General features: G+C 62.8%; 11 protein-coding genes. 8 read left to right on the forward strand and 3 right to left on the reverse strand.

Features of this window, described 5'->3' with window-relative positions; all coding sequences use genetic code 11:
* Positions 1-136: 136 nt before the first annotated feature.
* The 5 genes from ACR9Y2_RS28570 to ACR9Y2_RS28590 all read left to right on the forward strand — a co-directional run bounded on the left by ACR9Y2_RS28570 (position 137) and on the right by ACR9Y2_RS28590 (position 6,832).
* A complete protein-coding gene (locus tag ACR9Y2_RS28570) occupies positions 137-2,323 on the forward strand; it encodes a RelA/SpoT family protein (RefSeq protein ID WP_435045283.1) in 2,187 nt (728 codons plus the stop codon).
* A 9-nt stretch (positions 2,324-2,332) separates the two neighbouring features.
* Positions 2,333-2,704 carry a gamma-butyrobetaine hydroxylase-like domain-containing protein gene (locus ACR9Y2_RS28575; RefSeq protein ID WP_435045284.1) on the forward strand — a complete coding sequence of 124 codons (372 nt, stop codon included), beginning with the start codon at positions 2,333-2,335 and terminating at the stop codon, positions 2,702-2,704.
* On the forward strand, positions 2,701-3,054 hold the full coding sequence (locus tag ACR9Y2_RS28580) for a hypothetical protein (protein ID WP_435045285.1): 354 nt from the start codon (positions 2,701-2,703) through the stop codon (positions 3,052-3,054). Before ACR9Y2_RS28575 ends, ACR9Y2_RS28580 begins: the two co-directional genes overlap by 4 nt.
* Before the next feature lie 40 nt (positions 3,055-3,094).
* Entirely contained in the window at positions 3,095-5,425 is a 2,331-nt protein-coding gene (locus ACR9Y2_RS28585) for an alpha-L-rhamnosidase N-terminal domain-containing protein (protein WP_435045286.1), read from the forward strand.
* 111 nt (positions 5,426-5,536) lie between these two features.
* Positions 5,537-6,832 carry a dicarboxylate/amino acid:cation symporter gene (locus ACR9Y2_RS28590; RefSeq protein ID WP_435045287.1) on the forward strand — a complete coding sequence of 432 codons (1,296 nt, stop codon included), beginning with the start codon at positions 5,537-5,539 and terminating at the stop codon, positions 6,830-6,832.
* A gap of 163 nt (positions 6,833-6,995) precedes the next feature.
* On the opposite strand, the gene ACR9Y2_RS28595 is transcribed toward ACR9Y2_RS28590, so the two are convergent.
* On the reverse strand, positions 6,996-8,246 hold the full coding sequence (locus tag ACR9Y2_RS28595) for an energy transducer TonB (protein WP_435045288.1): 1,251 nt from the start codon (positions 8,244-8,246) through the stop codon (positions 6,996-6,998).
* 869 nt (positions 8,247-9,115) lie between these two features.
* Positions 9,116-9,904 carry a S1/P1 nuclease gene (locus tag ACR9Y2_RS28600; RefSeq protein WP_435045289.1) on the reverse strand — a complete coding sequence of 263 codons (789 nt, stop codon included), beginning with the start codon at positions 9,902-9,904 and terminating at the stop codon, positions 9,116-9,118.
* A 185-nt stretch (positions 9,905-10,089) separates the two neighbouring features.
* Between ACR9Y2_RS28600 and ACR9Y2_RS28605 the strand changes: the two genes are divergently transcribed.
* Positions 10,090-11,199, forward strand: a complete 1,110-nt coding sequence (locus ACR9Y2_RS28605; RefSeq protein ID WP_435045290.1) for a hypothetical protein — start codon at positions 10,090-10,092, stop codon at positions 11,197-11,199.
* A gap of 24 nt (positions 11,200-11,223) precedes the next feature.
* On the opposite strand, the gene ACR9Y2_RS28610 is transcribed toward ACR9Y2_RS28605, so the two are convergent.
* Positions 11,224-11,850 (reverse strand): YqiA/YcfP family alpha/beta fold hydrolase, encoded by a 627-nt coding sequence (locus ACR9Y2_RS28610; protein ID WP_435045291.1) that lies wholly within the window; start codon positions 11,848-11,850, stop codon positions 11,224-11,226.
* A 110-nt stretch (positions 11,851-11,960) separates the two neighbouring features.
* Between ACR9Y2_RS28610 and acpP the strand changes: the two genes are divergently transcribed.
* Entirely contained in the window at positions 11,961-12,197 is a 237-nt protein-coding gene (acpP, locus tag ACR9Y2_RS28615; protein ID WP_194449743.1) for an acyl carrier protein, read from the forward strand.
* Positions 12,198-12,249: 52 nt separating this feature from the next.
* The gene (gene fabF, locus ACR9Y2_RS28620) at positions 12,250-13,497 is read left to right on the forward strand and encodes a beta-ketoacyl-ACP synthase II (protein WP_435045292.1); all 1,248 of its coding nucleotides are present in this window, start codon (positions 12,250-12,252) and stop codon (positions 13,495-13,497) included.
* Positions 13,498-13,544: the final 47 nt, after the last annotated feature.

A 13,544-nucleotide genomic window follows, 5' to 3' on the forward strand; every position in this document is an offset into this window, starting at 1 on the left:
CTCATCTTGGGATGCCCTCGCTCTTTCTGCATCTACTCGCGCAGCGGCCACGACGCCGGCGCTCTTGGCCGTGAAGATGGATTCTTCCCCGACTCGCCTCGAACCCGCGGCACCTGTCCCCCCGGAAACCCCTACCTTGCCTGGAGTTACACCGGCCCTCGAGGCCGCCTACACCCTCGTCGAGGCGACCGTTCGCGCCCGGCGCCCCAACGACGACCTCGCCCCTCTCCGCCGCGCATTCGAATTTGCCTGCGAGAAACACGCGCCGCAGAAACGCGATTCCGGTGAGCCCTACATGTTTCACCCGGTCGCTGTTGCCCAGATCCTGGCCGACATGCAGATGGACCTCGTCTGCCTGGAGACCGGACTCCTGCACGACACGCTCGAAGATACACAGACCACCTCTGAGGAGATCCGCAAAGCCTTCGGCGAAGACGTGGCCCGCTGCGTCAACGGTGTCACCAAGCTCAGCAAGATCAACCTTCACAACCGCGAAGTCCGCCAGGCGGAGAGCGTCCGCAAGATGCTGCTCGCCATGGTCGAGGACATCCGCGTCATTATCGTGAAGCTGGCTGACCGCATGCACAACCTGCGGACGCTGGATTCCATCTCCCGCGACCGCCAGGAGCGCATCGCCGCCGAGACCATCGAGCTCTACGCGCCCATCGCCCACCGCCTCGGCATGGGCAAATTGCGCGCCGAACTCGAGGACCTCGGCTTCCGGTACCTTGACCCCGAGGCCTACAAGGAAGTCCGCGAAGCCATCGAAACCCGCCGCCTGGCGAACGAAGAGGTGCTGGACGAGATCCGCACCACCATCCAGAATAAGCTCGGCGAAGAGGCCATCCCCGTGCGCGTCCAGGGGCGAGTGAAGCGGCCCTGGTCGGTCTATCAGAAGCTGCGCAAACAGCGCATCCCCATCGATCAGGTCTACGACCTCCTCGGCATTCGCATCATCACCGACTCCGTGAAGAACTGCTATGCCGCCCTCGGCGTCATTCACAATGAATGGCACCCCATTCCCGGCCGTATCAAGGACTTCATCGCCATCCCCCGTCCGAACCTCTACCAGTCGCTGCACACCTCGGTCATGGGGCCCAATGGGGTTGTCTTCGAAGTGCAGATCCGCACTGAGGAGATGCATCGCCTGGCCGAAGAGGGCATCGCGGCGCATTGGAAGTACAAGGAAGGCAAGAAGGGCCCGGGCGACGACGATCAACGCATCGCCTGGCTGCGCCAACTCGTCGAGTGGCAGCGCGAGATGGGCGATCCCTCCGACTTCATGTCCAACCTCAAGGTCGACCTGTATCCGGAGGAGGTCTATTGTTTCACGCCGAAAGGACGCGTCGTCGTCCTGCCGCGCGATGCCACGTCCGTCGATTTCGCCTACGCCATCCACACCGACGTCGGGCATACCTGCATTGGCGCCAAGGTCAACGGCCGCATGGTGCCCCTCAAGCACCCCCTGCGCAATGGTGACGTCGTCGAGGTGCTCACCCAGAACGGCGGCCAGCCCAGCCGCGACTGGCTCACTTTCGTCAAGACCGCCCGCGCCCGCAACAAGATCCGCCACGTCATCAATGCGACGGAGCGTGAAAAGGCTGTCGAACTCGGCCAGAAATTGCTGGAACGGGAAGCCCGCCGACTGGGCGTGGCGATGAGCCGCATCACCCGCGCTCAGATGGAATCCGTCGCCGGCGACTACGGCTACAGCAAGATCGAGGATCTCCAGGCCGCTCTCGGCTGGGGCAAGTTCTCCGCCCGGCAGGTGCTGGCTAAGTTGGCGCCCGATGTTGTCGAGCCCGAGACACCCGTTTCGCCCGCACCCCTGCCCACTCCCTCGCAGGATAAGGATAAGTCCGGTGCGGCCAAAGATTACGTCATCCAGGTCAAGGGTATCGACGACCTGCTCACCTATCGCGCCAAGTGCTGCAACCCCATCCGCGGCGAGCCTATTGTCGGCTACATCACCCGAGGCAAGGGTGTCGCCGTGCACTCCAAGAACTGCCCGAACGTCCAGAACCTGATGTATGAGGCCGAGCGCCGCATCGAGGTGGAATGGGCGCGCGGCGCGGGCGAGTCGTTCCATGTCCGCCTCGTCGTTCACACCGACGACCGGGCCGGCATGCTCAACCAACTGACCCAAATCCTGTTCGACGAAGACGTGAACATCCGCAGCGTCGAAGCGCACGCCGACGAGAAGCAGTTCGATTCCGCCATCGTCGAGATGACGGTGGAAGTGCGCGACAAGAAGCAACTCGAACGCATCGTCTCCGCCATGCGCCGCGTCTCCGGCGTGCGCGACATTGAACGCGTTCACTAGGAATCTCCCATGACCATCTCCACGGATCCGCTCCACCTCGCCGTCTCCAAATCCAAAGGCATCAAAATCGACTGGTCCGACGGCCACAAGAGCGACTACTCCTGCGAACTCCTGCGCGACGAGTGCCCGTGCGCCACCTGCACCGGAGCCCACGGAACTGAGCCCCAGCGGACTGACTATTCCAAGCCCGCCCCTGCCGCCGACCCCTTCCAGATGTACAAGCCGAAGATCCGCATGAACAACATCGAGGAGGTTGGCACCTACGCTGTAAGAATCGACTGGAACGACGGGCACAATGCCGGGATATACTCCTACGAGCACCTGCGCCGCATCTGTCCATGCGCCGAGTGCATGAAGTTACGACAGGAAGGCCGCTTATGAAGCTCCTTTTCGCATTGTTCGTCCTCCTGGCCCTGCCCCTGGCGGCGGCTGATCTCACCGGCCATTGGAAGGCGGAAGTCCAGATCGCCGGCAACACCGGGAACCCCACTTTCACCTTCCAGCAGGATGGCGCCAAGCTCACCGGCACCTATACCGGTATGCTGGGCGAGTACAAACTCACCGGCACCGTTGATGGCAATAAGGTCCGCTGGGAGTTCAAGGCCAACTACGAAGGCAATGCCATGAACGTCGTCTACACCGGCACCATCGAGTCCCCCACAAGCATGAAGGGCACCATCGATTTTGGCGGCGCGGCCGACGGCACCTTCACCGCACAAAAGGATAAGTAACTCCGAAGTCTGGCACAGCCTGTGGCGATATACTCGATGCATGTTGCGCAGAGAGTTCCTGTTGCAGGCCGGCGCTACCGGTCTGCTTGCCGCCGCTGATGTCGACGTAGCCACCAATGCCTGGAAGGCGCGCTGGATCTTCCCCGCGGGCGCCCCACCCAATGCCTACGGTGTCTACCACTTCCGCCGCACCTTCACACTCGACAGCAAACCCGCTTCCTTCAAATTGCATGTCAGCGGCGACAGCCGCTACGAGCTTTTCCTCAACGGCGTCCGCATCTCACGCGGTCCGGCGCGCGGCGATCTCAACCACTGGCGCTATGAAACCGTAGACGCCGCCGCCCACACAGTCCAGGGCCGCAACGTCCTCGCTGCTGTCGTTTGGAACGAGACCCCCCATGCCGCGGTCTGCCAGTGGTCCAACCGCACCGCCTTCCTCCTCCAGGCCGGCGACACCGAATTTGAATCCGTGAACACTGGGAAGGGCTGGCTCTGTACCACCAGTGCCGCTTACGCCCCCATCCCGCTGCCCGGCGGCCAGCGCGGCGACATCGCCCCCGGCTACTATGCCATCGGCCCCATGGAGCAGTTCGACGCCGCGAAGCACCTCTGGGGCTGGGAACGCCCCGAATTCGACGACTCCGCCTGGCAGCCGGCCGAAGTCGGGCCCAACGCCTCGCCGCGCGACCAGACCGATGCACCCAGCCGTTGGATGCTCGTCGCCCGCAACATCCCTCCGATGGAGGATACCCCCGCCCGGCTGGCTCGCGTCCGCCAGGCTCAGGGCATCCAGCCCCCGCCCGCCTTCCCGGCTCAGAAAGCGGCCTTCACGATCCCCGCCAATACCAAGGCGACCCTCCTCCTCGACCAGGACCACCTCACCACCGCTTTCCTCGAACTCGAGGTCAATGGCGGACGCGGCGCCCGGATCCAGGTCCGCTACGCCGAGGCACTCTTCCAGCAGCTCCGGCCCCGCGCCGTCAAAGGCAACCGCGACGAAGTCGCCGGCAAGGAGTTCAAGGGCTACGGCGATATCTACACCGCCGACGGCCAGCATCGCGTCTATCGCCCCCTCTACTGGCGCACCTGGCGCTACATCCAGCTCACCGTCGAAACCAAGTCCGAGCCCCTCGTGATCGAGGACCTGCGCGGCATCTTCACCAGCTACCCCTTCACCGTCAAGGCCAAGCTCGACACCGGCGTCCCCTTCCACCAGAAGATGCTCGACATCGGCTGGCGCACCGCCCGCCTGTGCGCCCACGAGACCTACATGGACTGCCCTTACTACGAGCAGCTTCAATACGTCGGCGACACCCGCATCCAGGCTATGGTGACGCTCTACATGACTGGCGATCCACGACTCGTTCGCAATGCCATCGAGCAGATCGATAGCTCCCGCACGGCCGAAGGCGCCACACTCTCCCGAGCCCCCAGCGTCCTCCAGCAGTACATCCCCCCCTTCTCCCTCTGGTGGATCGGAATGGTGCGCGACTACTGGTGGTACGTCGACGACCCCGCCTTCGTCCGCCGCATGCTCAACGGCGTCCGCGCCGTGCTCGGCTGGTACACCAGCTTCCTGCGCACCGACGGCCTCCTCGGAGCCATGCCCTGGTGGAACTACGTCGATTGGGTCGCCACCTGGCGCGGAGGCCGCCCACCCTCCGAGCCCGACGTCATGCCGGCTACCATCCAATTGCAGCTCCTGCTGGCCCTGGGTTGGGCCGAGGAGCTCGAAGCCGCCCTCGGCAGCCGCGCCCTGGCCGGACAGCACAAGGAGACCGCCACCCGCCTTCACGCCGCCATCCAGGCCAAGTTCCACGACGCCCAGCGCGGCCTCTATAGTGAGGATCTGGCCCATAAGCACTTCTCCCAGCACGCCAATGTGCTCGCCGTCCTGGCCGATCTGCCGGCCACGCCGGCCGCCGCCCGCGAGCTCATGCTCAAGGTGGAACCAGACAAGTCGCTCTACAAGTGCTCTGTCTACTTCCGCTACTACCTGGATCGCGCCATGGTCAAGGCCGGTCTCGGAGACCGCTACCTCGACCGCCTCGCCACCTGGGAGTTCATGGTCAAGGAAGGCCTCACCACCTGGGCCGAAACCGACTCCGGCGAGACCCGCTCCGATTGCCATGCCTGGGGCTCCAGCCCGAATGTCGAGCTCTTCCGCACCGTCCTCGGTGTCGATTCCGCCGCCCCCGGCTTCAGTAAGGTGCGCCTCGCGCCCAACCTCGGCAAGCTCACCAAAGCCAGCGGTACGGTGCCGCATCCCAAGGGCCTGATCGAGGTCACCGTCGAACGCGCCGGCTCCGGTTACCGCTGGACCGCCAAGGCCCCTCCCGGTGTCCAGGTCCTGGGCCCGCCGCAGGCCTGACCCGCACCGGCTTGTCGCTACAATCGAGAGACGGCATTCGGGCCTCGCCCGCCCGGCATGCCGTCCCGTCCCGCTCGATGTCCGCCGCCATTGGAGAATTCGGATCCGCCCATGTCCGCGAAATCCTGGTACAAGTCGCTCTACCTGCAGGTACTGGTCGCCATCGCGGCCGGAGCCCTTCTCGGCTACCTCTCGCCCGCCACCGGCACCGCCATGAAGCCCTTCGGCGACGGCTTCATCAAGCTCATCAAGATGCTGATTGCGCCCATCATCTTCTGCACGGTCGTGGTCGGCATCGCCGGCACCGAGGACGTGAAGAAGGTGGGCAAAACCGGAGCCCTGGCGCTCCTCTACTTTGAAGTCGTCAGTACGCTCTCCCTGATCATCGGCCTGATCATCGTCAATCTTGTGCAGCCGGGCGCGGGCATGAATGTCGACGTCAAGACCCTCGACGCCGGCTCCGTCGCTGCTTACGCCTCACCCCAGAAGCTCGGCACCACGAAGGACTTCCTTCTCCATGTCATCCCCGACACCCTGGTCGATGCGTTCGCCAAGGGCGAGATCCTCCAGGTGCTCTTCATCGCCGTGCTGGTTGGGGTCGCTCTTCAGCGCCTCAATGCCCGCGAGAACCTGGTCTTCCAGGTCATCGAAAAGGGATCCCACGTCCTGTTCGTCATCGTCGGCTACGTCATGCGGCTCGCGCCCGTCGGCGCCTTCGGAGCCATGGCGTTCACCGTAGGCTCGTACGGCCTCGACAGCCTGCTAAACCTGGCCCGCCTGATGGGCACCTTCTACGCCACTTGTGTGATCTTCGTGTTTGTCGTCCTGGGCAGCATCGCCCACCTGCACGGCTTCAGCATCTGGCGCTTCCTGCGCTATACCCGCGAAGAACTGCTCATCGTGCTGGGCACTTCGTCCTCGGAAGCCGCTCTGCCCCGCATGCTCGCGAAGATGGAAACCCTCGGCGCCAGCCGCTCCACCGTGGGCCTGGTCATCCCCACCGGCTACTCGTTCAATCTCGACGGCACCTCGATCTACCTGACGATGGCGGCCATTTTCATCGCCCAGGCGACCAACACGCCGATGACGCTCTTCCAGCAGATCACGCTCCTGGCTGTCCTGCTGCTGACCTCCAAGGGCGCCGCCGGCGTCACCGGCAGCGGCTTCATCGTCCTGGCTGCCACCCTCTCCGCGGTAGGACACGTCCCCGTAGCCGGCTTGGCGCTCATCCTGGGCATCGACCGCTTCATGTCCGAAGCCCGCGCGATCACCAACGTGATCGGGAACGGCGTAGCGACCCTCGTAGTCGCCCGCTGGACCGGAGAACTGGACATCCCCACCATGGAGGCCCGCCTCAAATCCGGTCCGCCCGATCGCACGCCCGCCGAGGAACCAATCCCCGGTTAGCCACTCTGGAAGGATCAAAGCGCTCCCCCCTTACCTGGGAGGGCAGAGCCTCAGGTCCGCAGCCAGCCAGCCCCCCTGTCTTTCCCTCCAACTAGGAGTGCATACCAACAAAAAGGGCCGCCCCCGAAGGAGCAGCCCTTTTCCACTCTCAATGAATCTGCCGTTATAGCAGCCGGAAGTTCACTTCCACATTCGCCTGTACCGGGACGGGCTTCCCGTCCTTATACCCCGGCCGGAACTTCCACTTCATTACCGCTTCGATGGCCTTCTCATCCAGGCCCATTCCCAGCGGCCGGACGACTCGCACATTCGTCGTCTTGCCGGTCTCGTCCACGACGATCGCCAGCATGACCGTGCCCTGGAACTTGGCCTTGCGGGCCTCTTCCGAGTACTCAGGCTCCACGCGGAACACCGGCACCGGAGCGCTGACGCCACCGCCAATGCGGTACGCGCCGCCGCCAAAACCGCCGCCTTCTCCAGGTCCAACACCGCCGCCCCGGCCTGAGCCGACGCCGCCGCCGCTGCCCGAACCAATGCCGCCGCCCGAGCCCGGGCCGTTCGACGGAATGCCCGCCTTCGCGAACGGATCGCCGTAGTTCGGCATATTCACGTTAGGCAGGGGCGTGTCGGGAGGAGCAATAATCGTGGGCTCCATCACCAGGCGCGGATTCGGATTGTTGATCACCGCCACTGGGGGTGTGAATTGCTTCAGGTCCGCGCGCGGCAGCTTACCCTTGCTGGCCGGCAGGGGCGAACGATCGCCGCCACCACCACCGCCGCCCATGGCCTGCTTCTTCACGGCCATCTTCGGCATGTAGGGGTCGATGTCCGGTTGGACCAGCGTAATCGAATTCTTAACCGCAGTCTGGATTGTCTTGTTTGTGCCCAGGAAGAACGCCAGCGCGACCAACCCGACGTGCACGAACACCGACATCATCTGCGACCGGCCGCGATACTCGTCGCGGGCGAACATCTCTTTTACCTGCACCGGTTGCGAGGTCACCTGCAGCGGCGGAAGCTGCTGCGGGAAGAACAAATCCTTCGCGTTTGCGAAGATCGTCCGGTACCAGGGCAGGGAAGTCTTAGCCAGTTCGCCCATGCCCGAAAGCCCGATCTCCTCCTCCGTCAACGGACGGGAGGTGATCTGTAGCGGCGGGGGAGCGGGACTGAAGAGATCGGCGATGTTTTCCCGCAGTGTGCGGAAAAATGGTTTCTTCTGCTGGATCTCCGCCAATTGACGCAACGAGGTGTCGCTGCCATGCAGCAACTCGTCTTCGCTCAACGGCTTAAAGGTCACCTGCAGCGGCGGCAGCTTTTTGTATGCGGCCAGTTCTTTCAGGTTTTCAATCAGCGAAAGGAACCATGGCTTCGAGCCGTCCTGCAGTTCCAGCGCGTGGTCCAGCGGACTGGACATCGGCGCCTGCGACGGGTTCCCCGGCTGTACTCGGTTCGCCTGGTTAGGCTCGTTGAATTGGTTGGGATTGCTCGCCGACATACCTCTCGACTCTCACATTCCAAACGTCAGCCCTATGGCCGTTCGAATCTCTTGTCTCTGTTCCTTAGACGCGCCGTCCAACTCAAGGTTGCAGGAAACGCGCCTGAAACTCATCCCAGCTCTTCAAAAAATTGTATCACGCAGAGTCAACGAGTGTTAGGTCTTCCATTTTTCGTAAGTGATTGAAAATTCAACACTGTCTCAAAGGTATAGGACCCTTCCACCGCTTCCGCCTGTTTCTCGAGTCTGCAAACCATTCGTACTAGGCGATTTGGAGGTTCCAGCGGCCCATCCAACTCCAACTCCTGCCGCCCGCCCGCCGCAATGGTCCCTCCCGCTCGCCGCCACTCGCCGTCCCGACTCTCCACCGGCCTACAGGCCACGCTCACATTCACCGTGTTATCCAGAGTGTTCTCAACCATCGCCAACGCCCGGCCCGATGCCGGCTCTGCCCGCAAAGACGACAAAAAGACCTTCGGAGTCACCAGCAGCGCGGCCGGTAAACACCCCGCCGGTACCGAAATCTCGTTGGAACCCCGGCTCGAAAGATAGGGCGTCAACGCAATCGCCCCCTCCTCCCGAACCACTGCAATCCCATTCACCACGATTCCTGCCCCGCAACCACTCTCCAGGCGAACATGCTGCCTGCTCAATCCGGCCGGTGCCGGAAAGCGGCAGACCACCCGGCCCTCGCTCACCTCCGCACACGGTCCCAACGGAATCCGCTCCAAACCGCGCGAATCTAATATCGCGGCGAGCAGCAGCAGTATTCCCATTTCGCAGTGGGCCTACTTGCCCAACGCCTCGTTCAACACGCGCGCCAACCGGACGCCGGCCCGCCGCAGTTGCAGTTCCGCGCTCGGCAGGGACTTCTTGAAATAATCGTCACCCAACGAAGCCGGAGTCGATGCCGGCAGATTCGCATACACCACGTCTCTCGAGACATCGCGCGACTGCCAAGCCCAATCTTCCAGCGAGCCTTTCGCCAGCCGCCGCCGTTCAAAGTAACCCGGCTTGCGGCCCAACGCCGCCTTCAAGTTCGCGTCCTTCTGCAGGGCCAACTCCAAAATGCTCGAGTCCCAAACTGAGTGCAGATTGCTCGGCTTGCCGAAAAACACCACCTTCACGTCATTGCCGCCCCGATCGTGTTTCTCGCCCACATGCAGCGGCTGGTGCATGTCACTCATCAGGTGCACCAGGAATTTCAATGCCTCGGCCCGGTCCCGCTGCGCCAGGTTCTGATTCCTCAGGCGGCTCTCCATCTCAGGGATCCGGCCCACGACGCATCCTGTTTCAGGGCAGAACTTCTTCCAGTCTCCACGCGGAATGTCCAGCGGAAGGTCGATGAAATGCCAGGTCGACGTCTCCCTCCGTTGCGGTCTGACTTCGTCCGCCCACGACGCGATGCTTTCCAGCGACTGGCCGTCCAGCAGCTTCTGCACCTCGGCGCGCGCCTTCGCGTTCAATTGCTTCGTCGCGATCTCTGCAATCAGCCGGTGCCCTTCACGCCCCCATCCGAAAAGCGATGGTGCGCTCAATAACAGCAGCCCAATGCAGCAAACTCGAAAACGGCTCATGTCTTCAGTATCTGGGAGACAATCCCCAGGCCACAACCGGAACGAGGATTTTGTCAACCACCGCATCTGCGCGAACATCAATCAGTAAGGAGCTTTCCTCGCTCCTCCGGCCGCACCGGCCATTCCACCCGCCAGGGGTGGCGCGCCGCACAGGCTCAGCTGGTTGGAAGGAATATCAGATCTTGATGACGTACGCTCGCGCGCGGCTCGGTCCCGGCCTCACCGGAACGGCCCTCCTCCTGTTCCTCACCCTCGCCGCCTATGTGTACCAAATGCCTTCCACGTTCTTCCCGTACTTCGGCGGACCCTGGTACTCAGACTGGGCTGGCTTCGTCGTCTGCTTCCTCGCCTATGCCGGCCTCAGCCTGCCTTTCGATATCTGGGGCGGATTCACCCTCCCCCACAGCCACCAGCGCCACAGCCTGCTGTTCCCGGAGTTCCTTCTGAAGTGGTCGCGCGGGCTCCTCGTCCAAGGCCTCGTCATGACGTTCTGCGCCCTGCTGCTCTTGCAGGCCGGCAAGCTCGCCGGCATCTGGGCTGCCACGGGCACCTTACTCGCGCTCCAACTCGCCCTGCTCGCCTTTCAGTGGCCGTTGGCCCGCTGGACCGGCGGACTCGCCGCCGCACCGGCCCACCCAGGTTCCGATGCAATCACCGCGATCGCTGGGGATGTGGGCTTCACCGGCGGCCTCGCCGGCCTTCCGGGCCTGGAACACAACGTCCAGCCCTTGTCCTGGAATACTACCCTCTCCCCACCCGCACTCCTCGCCGAACACCTCCGCCGCCAGGGACTCGCCAAAACCGGAGCCCGCACCCGCGGAGTGCTCCTTGCTCTAGGCTGGAACCTGCTGGGCTTCGTCCTTTCCGCCTCGCTGCCCTGGGGCGGTGTCGATACCATCTATTCTTTGTTGGAAACTTTGCTCGGCTGTACGCTCTGGTCGTTTCTAGGCCTGCTCGTGCTGCCGTCCTTCAGCCGCCCCGGCACCCTCGAAGCCGATCGTTATGCCGCTGCCAATGGCGCTGCCCGTCCCCAACTCGAAGCCGCCATCTGCGAGATCGACCAGTTGCAGGATGAGGACCTCAGCCGCCCCGGCTGGTTCGAAATCCTCTTCTGCACCGTGCCCTCCGTGGAGAATCGCCTGAACGCGCTCGACTCGAAGCATCAGCCCTACGGCGCCTGGCTGGCCGCCCGCATGGCCCTCTACTTGTCCTGGGCCAACTTCGGCCTGCTCAGCCGCGCCGTCCACTCCAACGTAGGGCACCCCGAACTCTGGGTCCTTCCGCCCGGCGATTGATCAGGCGTCTCCGGCTTGGGCTGTTTACAGTCCTAGAAACAACACAATACCGTTCCAGATCTCATCCACTACATTCGCCAGCTCATGATCGGAATCCACTTCCCTCAACTCGGCACACGTCCTCGTCCGGACGAACGCCCGCGAGACGCCCACAGGCACGACATCGTCGTGAATACCGTGGTAGATCAGCGTGGGCTGGGTCAACGCCGGCTCGTCCTCATAGCGCAGGGCGTCTTCCATCAACTGCCAGCCCAGTTCGGCCAACCCGCCCTCCGCATAGTTCATCGTCTCGATCACGCCGGTCCGCTTCCAGGTCTCCATGGCCTCCGGTCCGAGCTTGCCGCTCCACAGCCGCCCAAAGCCAAATGCCGGAGCCAGCAGTACCGTCTTTTCCACCTCAGGATGGCGCGAGGCGTACAACGCCGCCAGGTACCCGCCCATGCTCGAACCAATGATCGATACAGGTTGGCCGCCCGCCGTCCGCTCGATGATTGCCAGCTGCCCCGTGATCGTCAGATTGCGGAATCCGCCCTCCGCCAGGTCTGGAACCAGCAGTTCCACGCCCCGCGAGGCAAAGTGCTCCTGAAAAACGCGAGCCTTCCTCGATTGCGGAGAAGAGGCAAAACCATGCAAGTACAGGATCGAATTCATGCTGCCTTGTATGTTACCGGACCTGCGACACCGAAATTCAGGCCGTCCTTCGTTGCAATATATCCGCGCTGTCGGTAGAATCGGAGCTTTGTGGACTTCTTGGAGGTTTCATGTCTGTTGAAGCAAAAGTGAAGCAGATCATTGTCGAGCAGCTCGGCGTCGACGAAGCACAGGTGGATAGCACCGCCTCGTTCGTAGACGACCTCGGTGCGGATTCGCTCGACATCGTCGAACTCGTCATGGCGTTTGAAGAGGCCTTTGACCTCGACATCCCGGACGAAGACGCGGAAAAGATCCAGACGGTGAAAGACGCCGTCGAATACATCGACGCCAAGGCTAAGAAGTAACAGCCTGTAGGCGCCGGTCCCCAGAACACTCTTTTCCCCCGGGAGAATCTCATTGTCACGTAGGGTGGTAGTCACCGGAGTGGGTTTGCTTTCCGCTCTCGGCCATACGGCTGAAGAGACTTGGGCTGGCATCCTCGCTTCTCAAAGCGGCATCGAACCGATCACTCAGTTCGACAGCACGCAGTTTAGTGCCAGGATCGCGGCCGAAGTGAAAAACTTCGATCCGCTTCAGTTCATTGAAAAGAAGGAACTGAAGAAGGTCGGGCGCTTCATCCAGTTTGCGGTTGCCGCGTCGGATGAAGCGATGAAGGCCTCAGGCCTCCAGGTGACGCCGGACATCGCCGAACAGGTGGGTGTCTACATCGGCAGCGGCATCGGTGCCTTTGAAGTGATTGAACGCGAGCACCGGAACCTCCTCGAAAAAGGGCCCAGCCGCATCTCCCCCTTCTTCATCCCCGCCACCATCGTCAACCTCGCCTCCGGCAACGTCTCGATCCGGTTTGGCGCCAAAGGGCCCAATTCCGCCACCGCGACAGCCTGCACCACCAGCGCGCATTGCATCGGTGATTCTTTCCGCCTCATCCAGCACGGCTATGCCGATGCCATGATCTGCGGCGGCGCCGAGGCCTGCATCACGCCCATGGGTGTCGGTGGATTTGCCGCCCTGCGAGCCCTCTCCACGCGCAATGACGATCCTCACGGTTCCTCCCGTCCCTGGGATAAGGATCGCGATGGCTTCGTCGTCGGCGAAGGCGCCGGTATCCTCGTCATCGAGGAACTCGAGTTCGCCAAAGCCCGCGGTGCGAAGATCCTGGCTGAAATCGTGGGCTACGGCATGAGCGGCGATGCTTATCACATCACTGCCCCGTCCGAAGATGGCGATGGCGCTTTCCGCGTCATGCGCAACGCCCTCAAGGACGCCAAACTCGCGCCGGAGACCGTTGACTACATCAACGCTCACGGAACCTCCACGCCCGTCGGCGACATCATCGAATGCAAGGCCATCAATCGCGCCTTCGGTGAGCACGCCACCAACGGGCTGGCCGTCAGCTCCACCAAATCGATGACCGGCCACCTGCTCGGCGGCGCCGGCGGTCTCGAGGCAGGCATTACCGTGCTCGCCATCCGCGACCAGATCGCCCCGCCCACCATCAACCTCTACGAGGTCGATGAGCAGTGCCAGAATATCGATTTCGTTCCTCTCACCCCGCGCAAGATGAAGATCGATTACGCCCTGTCGAACTCCTTCGGGTTCGGCGGCACCAACGGCAGCCTGATCTTCAAGCGCTACACTGAATAAGTCCCTGACAACCGGCGCGCCCTTCCCTCACGGGGAGGGCGTGTCTC

It is taken from the genome of Paludibaculum fermentans, from assembly GCF_051172195.1.
Classification (GTDB): Bacteria; Acidobacteriota; Terriglobia; order Bryobacterales; family Bryobacteraceae; genus Paludibaculum; species Paludibaculum fermentans_A.

Excerpts from the sequence above, each read along its gene's own strand:
- ACR9Y2_RS28580 (WP_435045285.1), top strand. The coding sequence starts at position 2,701 with ATGAAGCTCCTTTTCGCATTGTTCGTCCTCCTGGCCCTGCCCCTGGCG.
- ACR9Y2_RS28590 (WP_435045287.1), top strand. The coding sequence starts at position 5,537 with ATGTCCGCGAAATCCTGGTACAAGTCGCTCTACCTGCAGGTACTGGTC.
- ACR9Y2_RS28575 (WP_435045284.1), top strand. The coding sequence starts at position 2,333 with ATGACCATCTCCACGGATCCGCTCCACCTCGCCGTCTCCAAATCCAAA.
- ACR9Y2_RS28605 (WP_435045290.1), top strand. The coding sequence starts at position 10,090 with ATGACGTACGCTCGCGCGCGGCTCGGTCCCGGCCTCACCGGAACGGCC.
- ACR9Y2_RS28585 (WP_435045286.1), top strand. The coding sequence starts at position 3,095 with ATGTTGCGCAGAGAGTTCCTGTTGCAGGCCGGCGCTACCGGTCTGCTT.
- acpP (WP_194449743.1), top strand. The coding sequence starts at position 11,961 with ATGTCTGTTGAAGCAAAAGTGAAGCAGATCATTGTCGAGCAGCTCGGC.
- ACR9Y2_RS28600 (WP_435045289.1), bottom strand. The coding sequence starts at position 9,904 with ATGAGCCGTTTTCGAGTTTGCTGCATTGGGCTGCTGTTATTGAGCGCA.
- ACR9Y2_RS28595 (WP_435045288.1), bottom strand. The coding sequence starts at position 8,246 with ATGTCCAGTCCGCTGGACCACGCGCTGGAACTGCAGGACGGCTCGAAG.
- ACR9Y2_RS28610 (WP_435045291.1), bottom strand. The coding sequence starts at position 11,850 with ATGAATTCGATCCTGTACTTGCATGGTTTTGCCTCTTCTCCGCAATCG.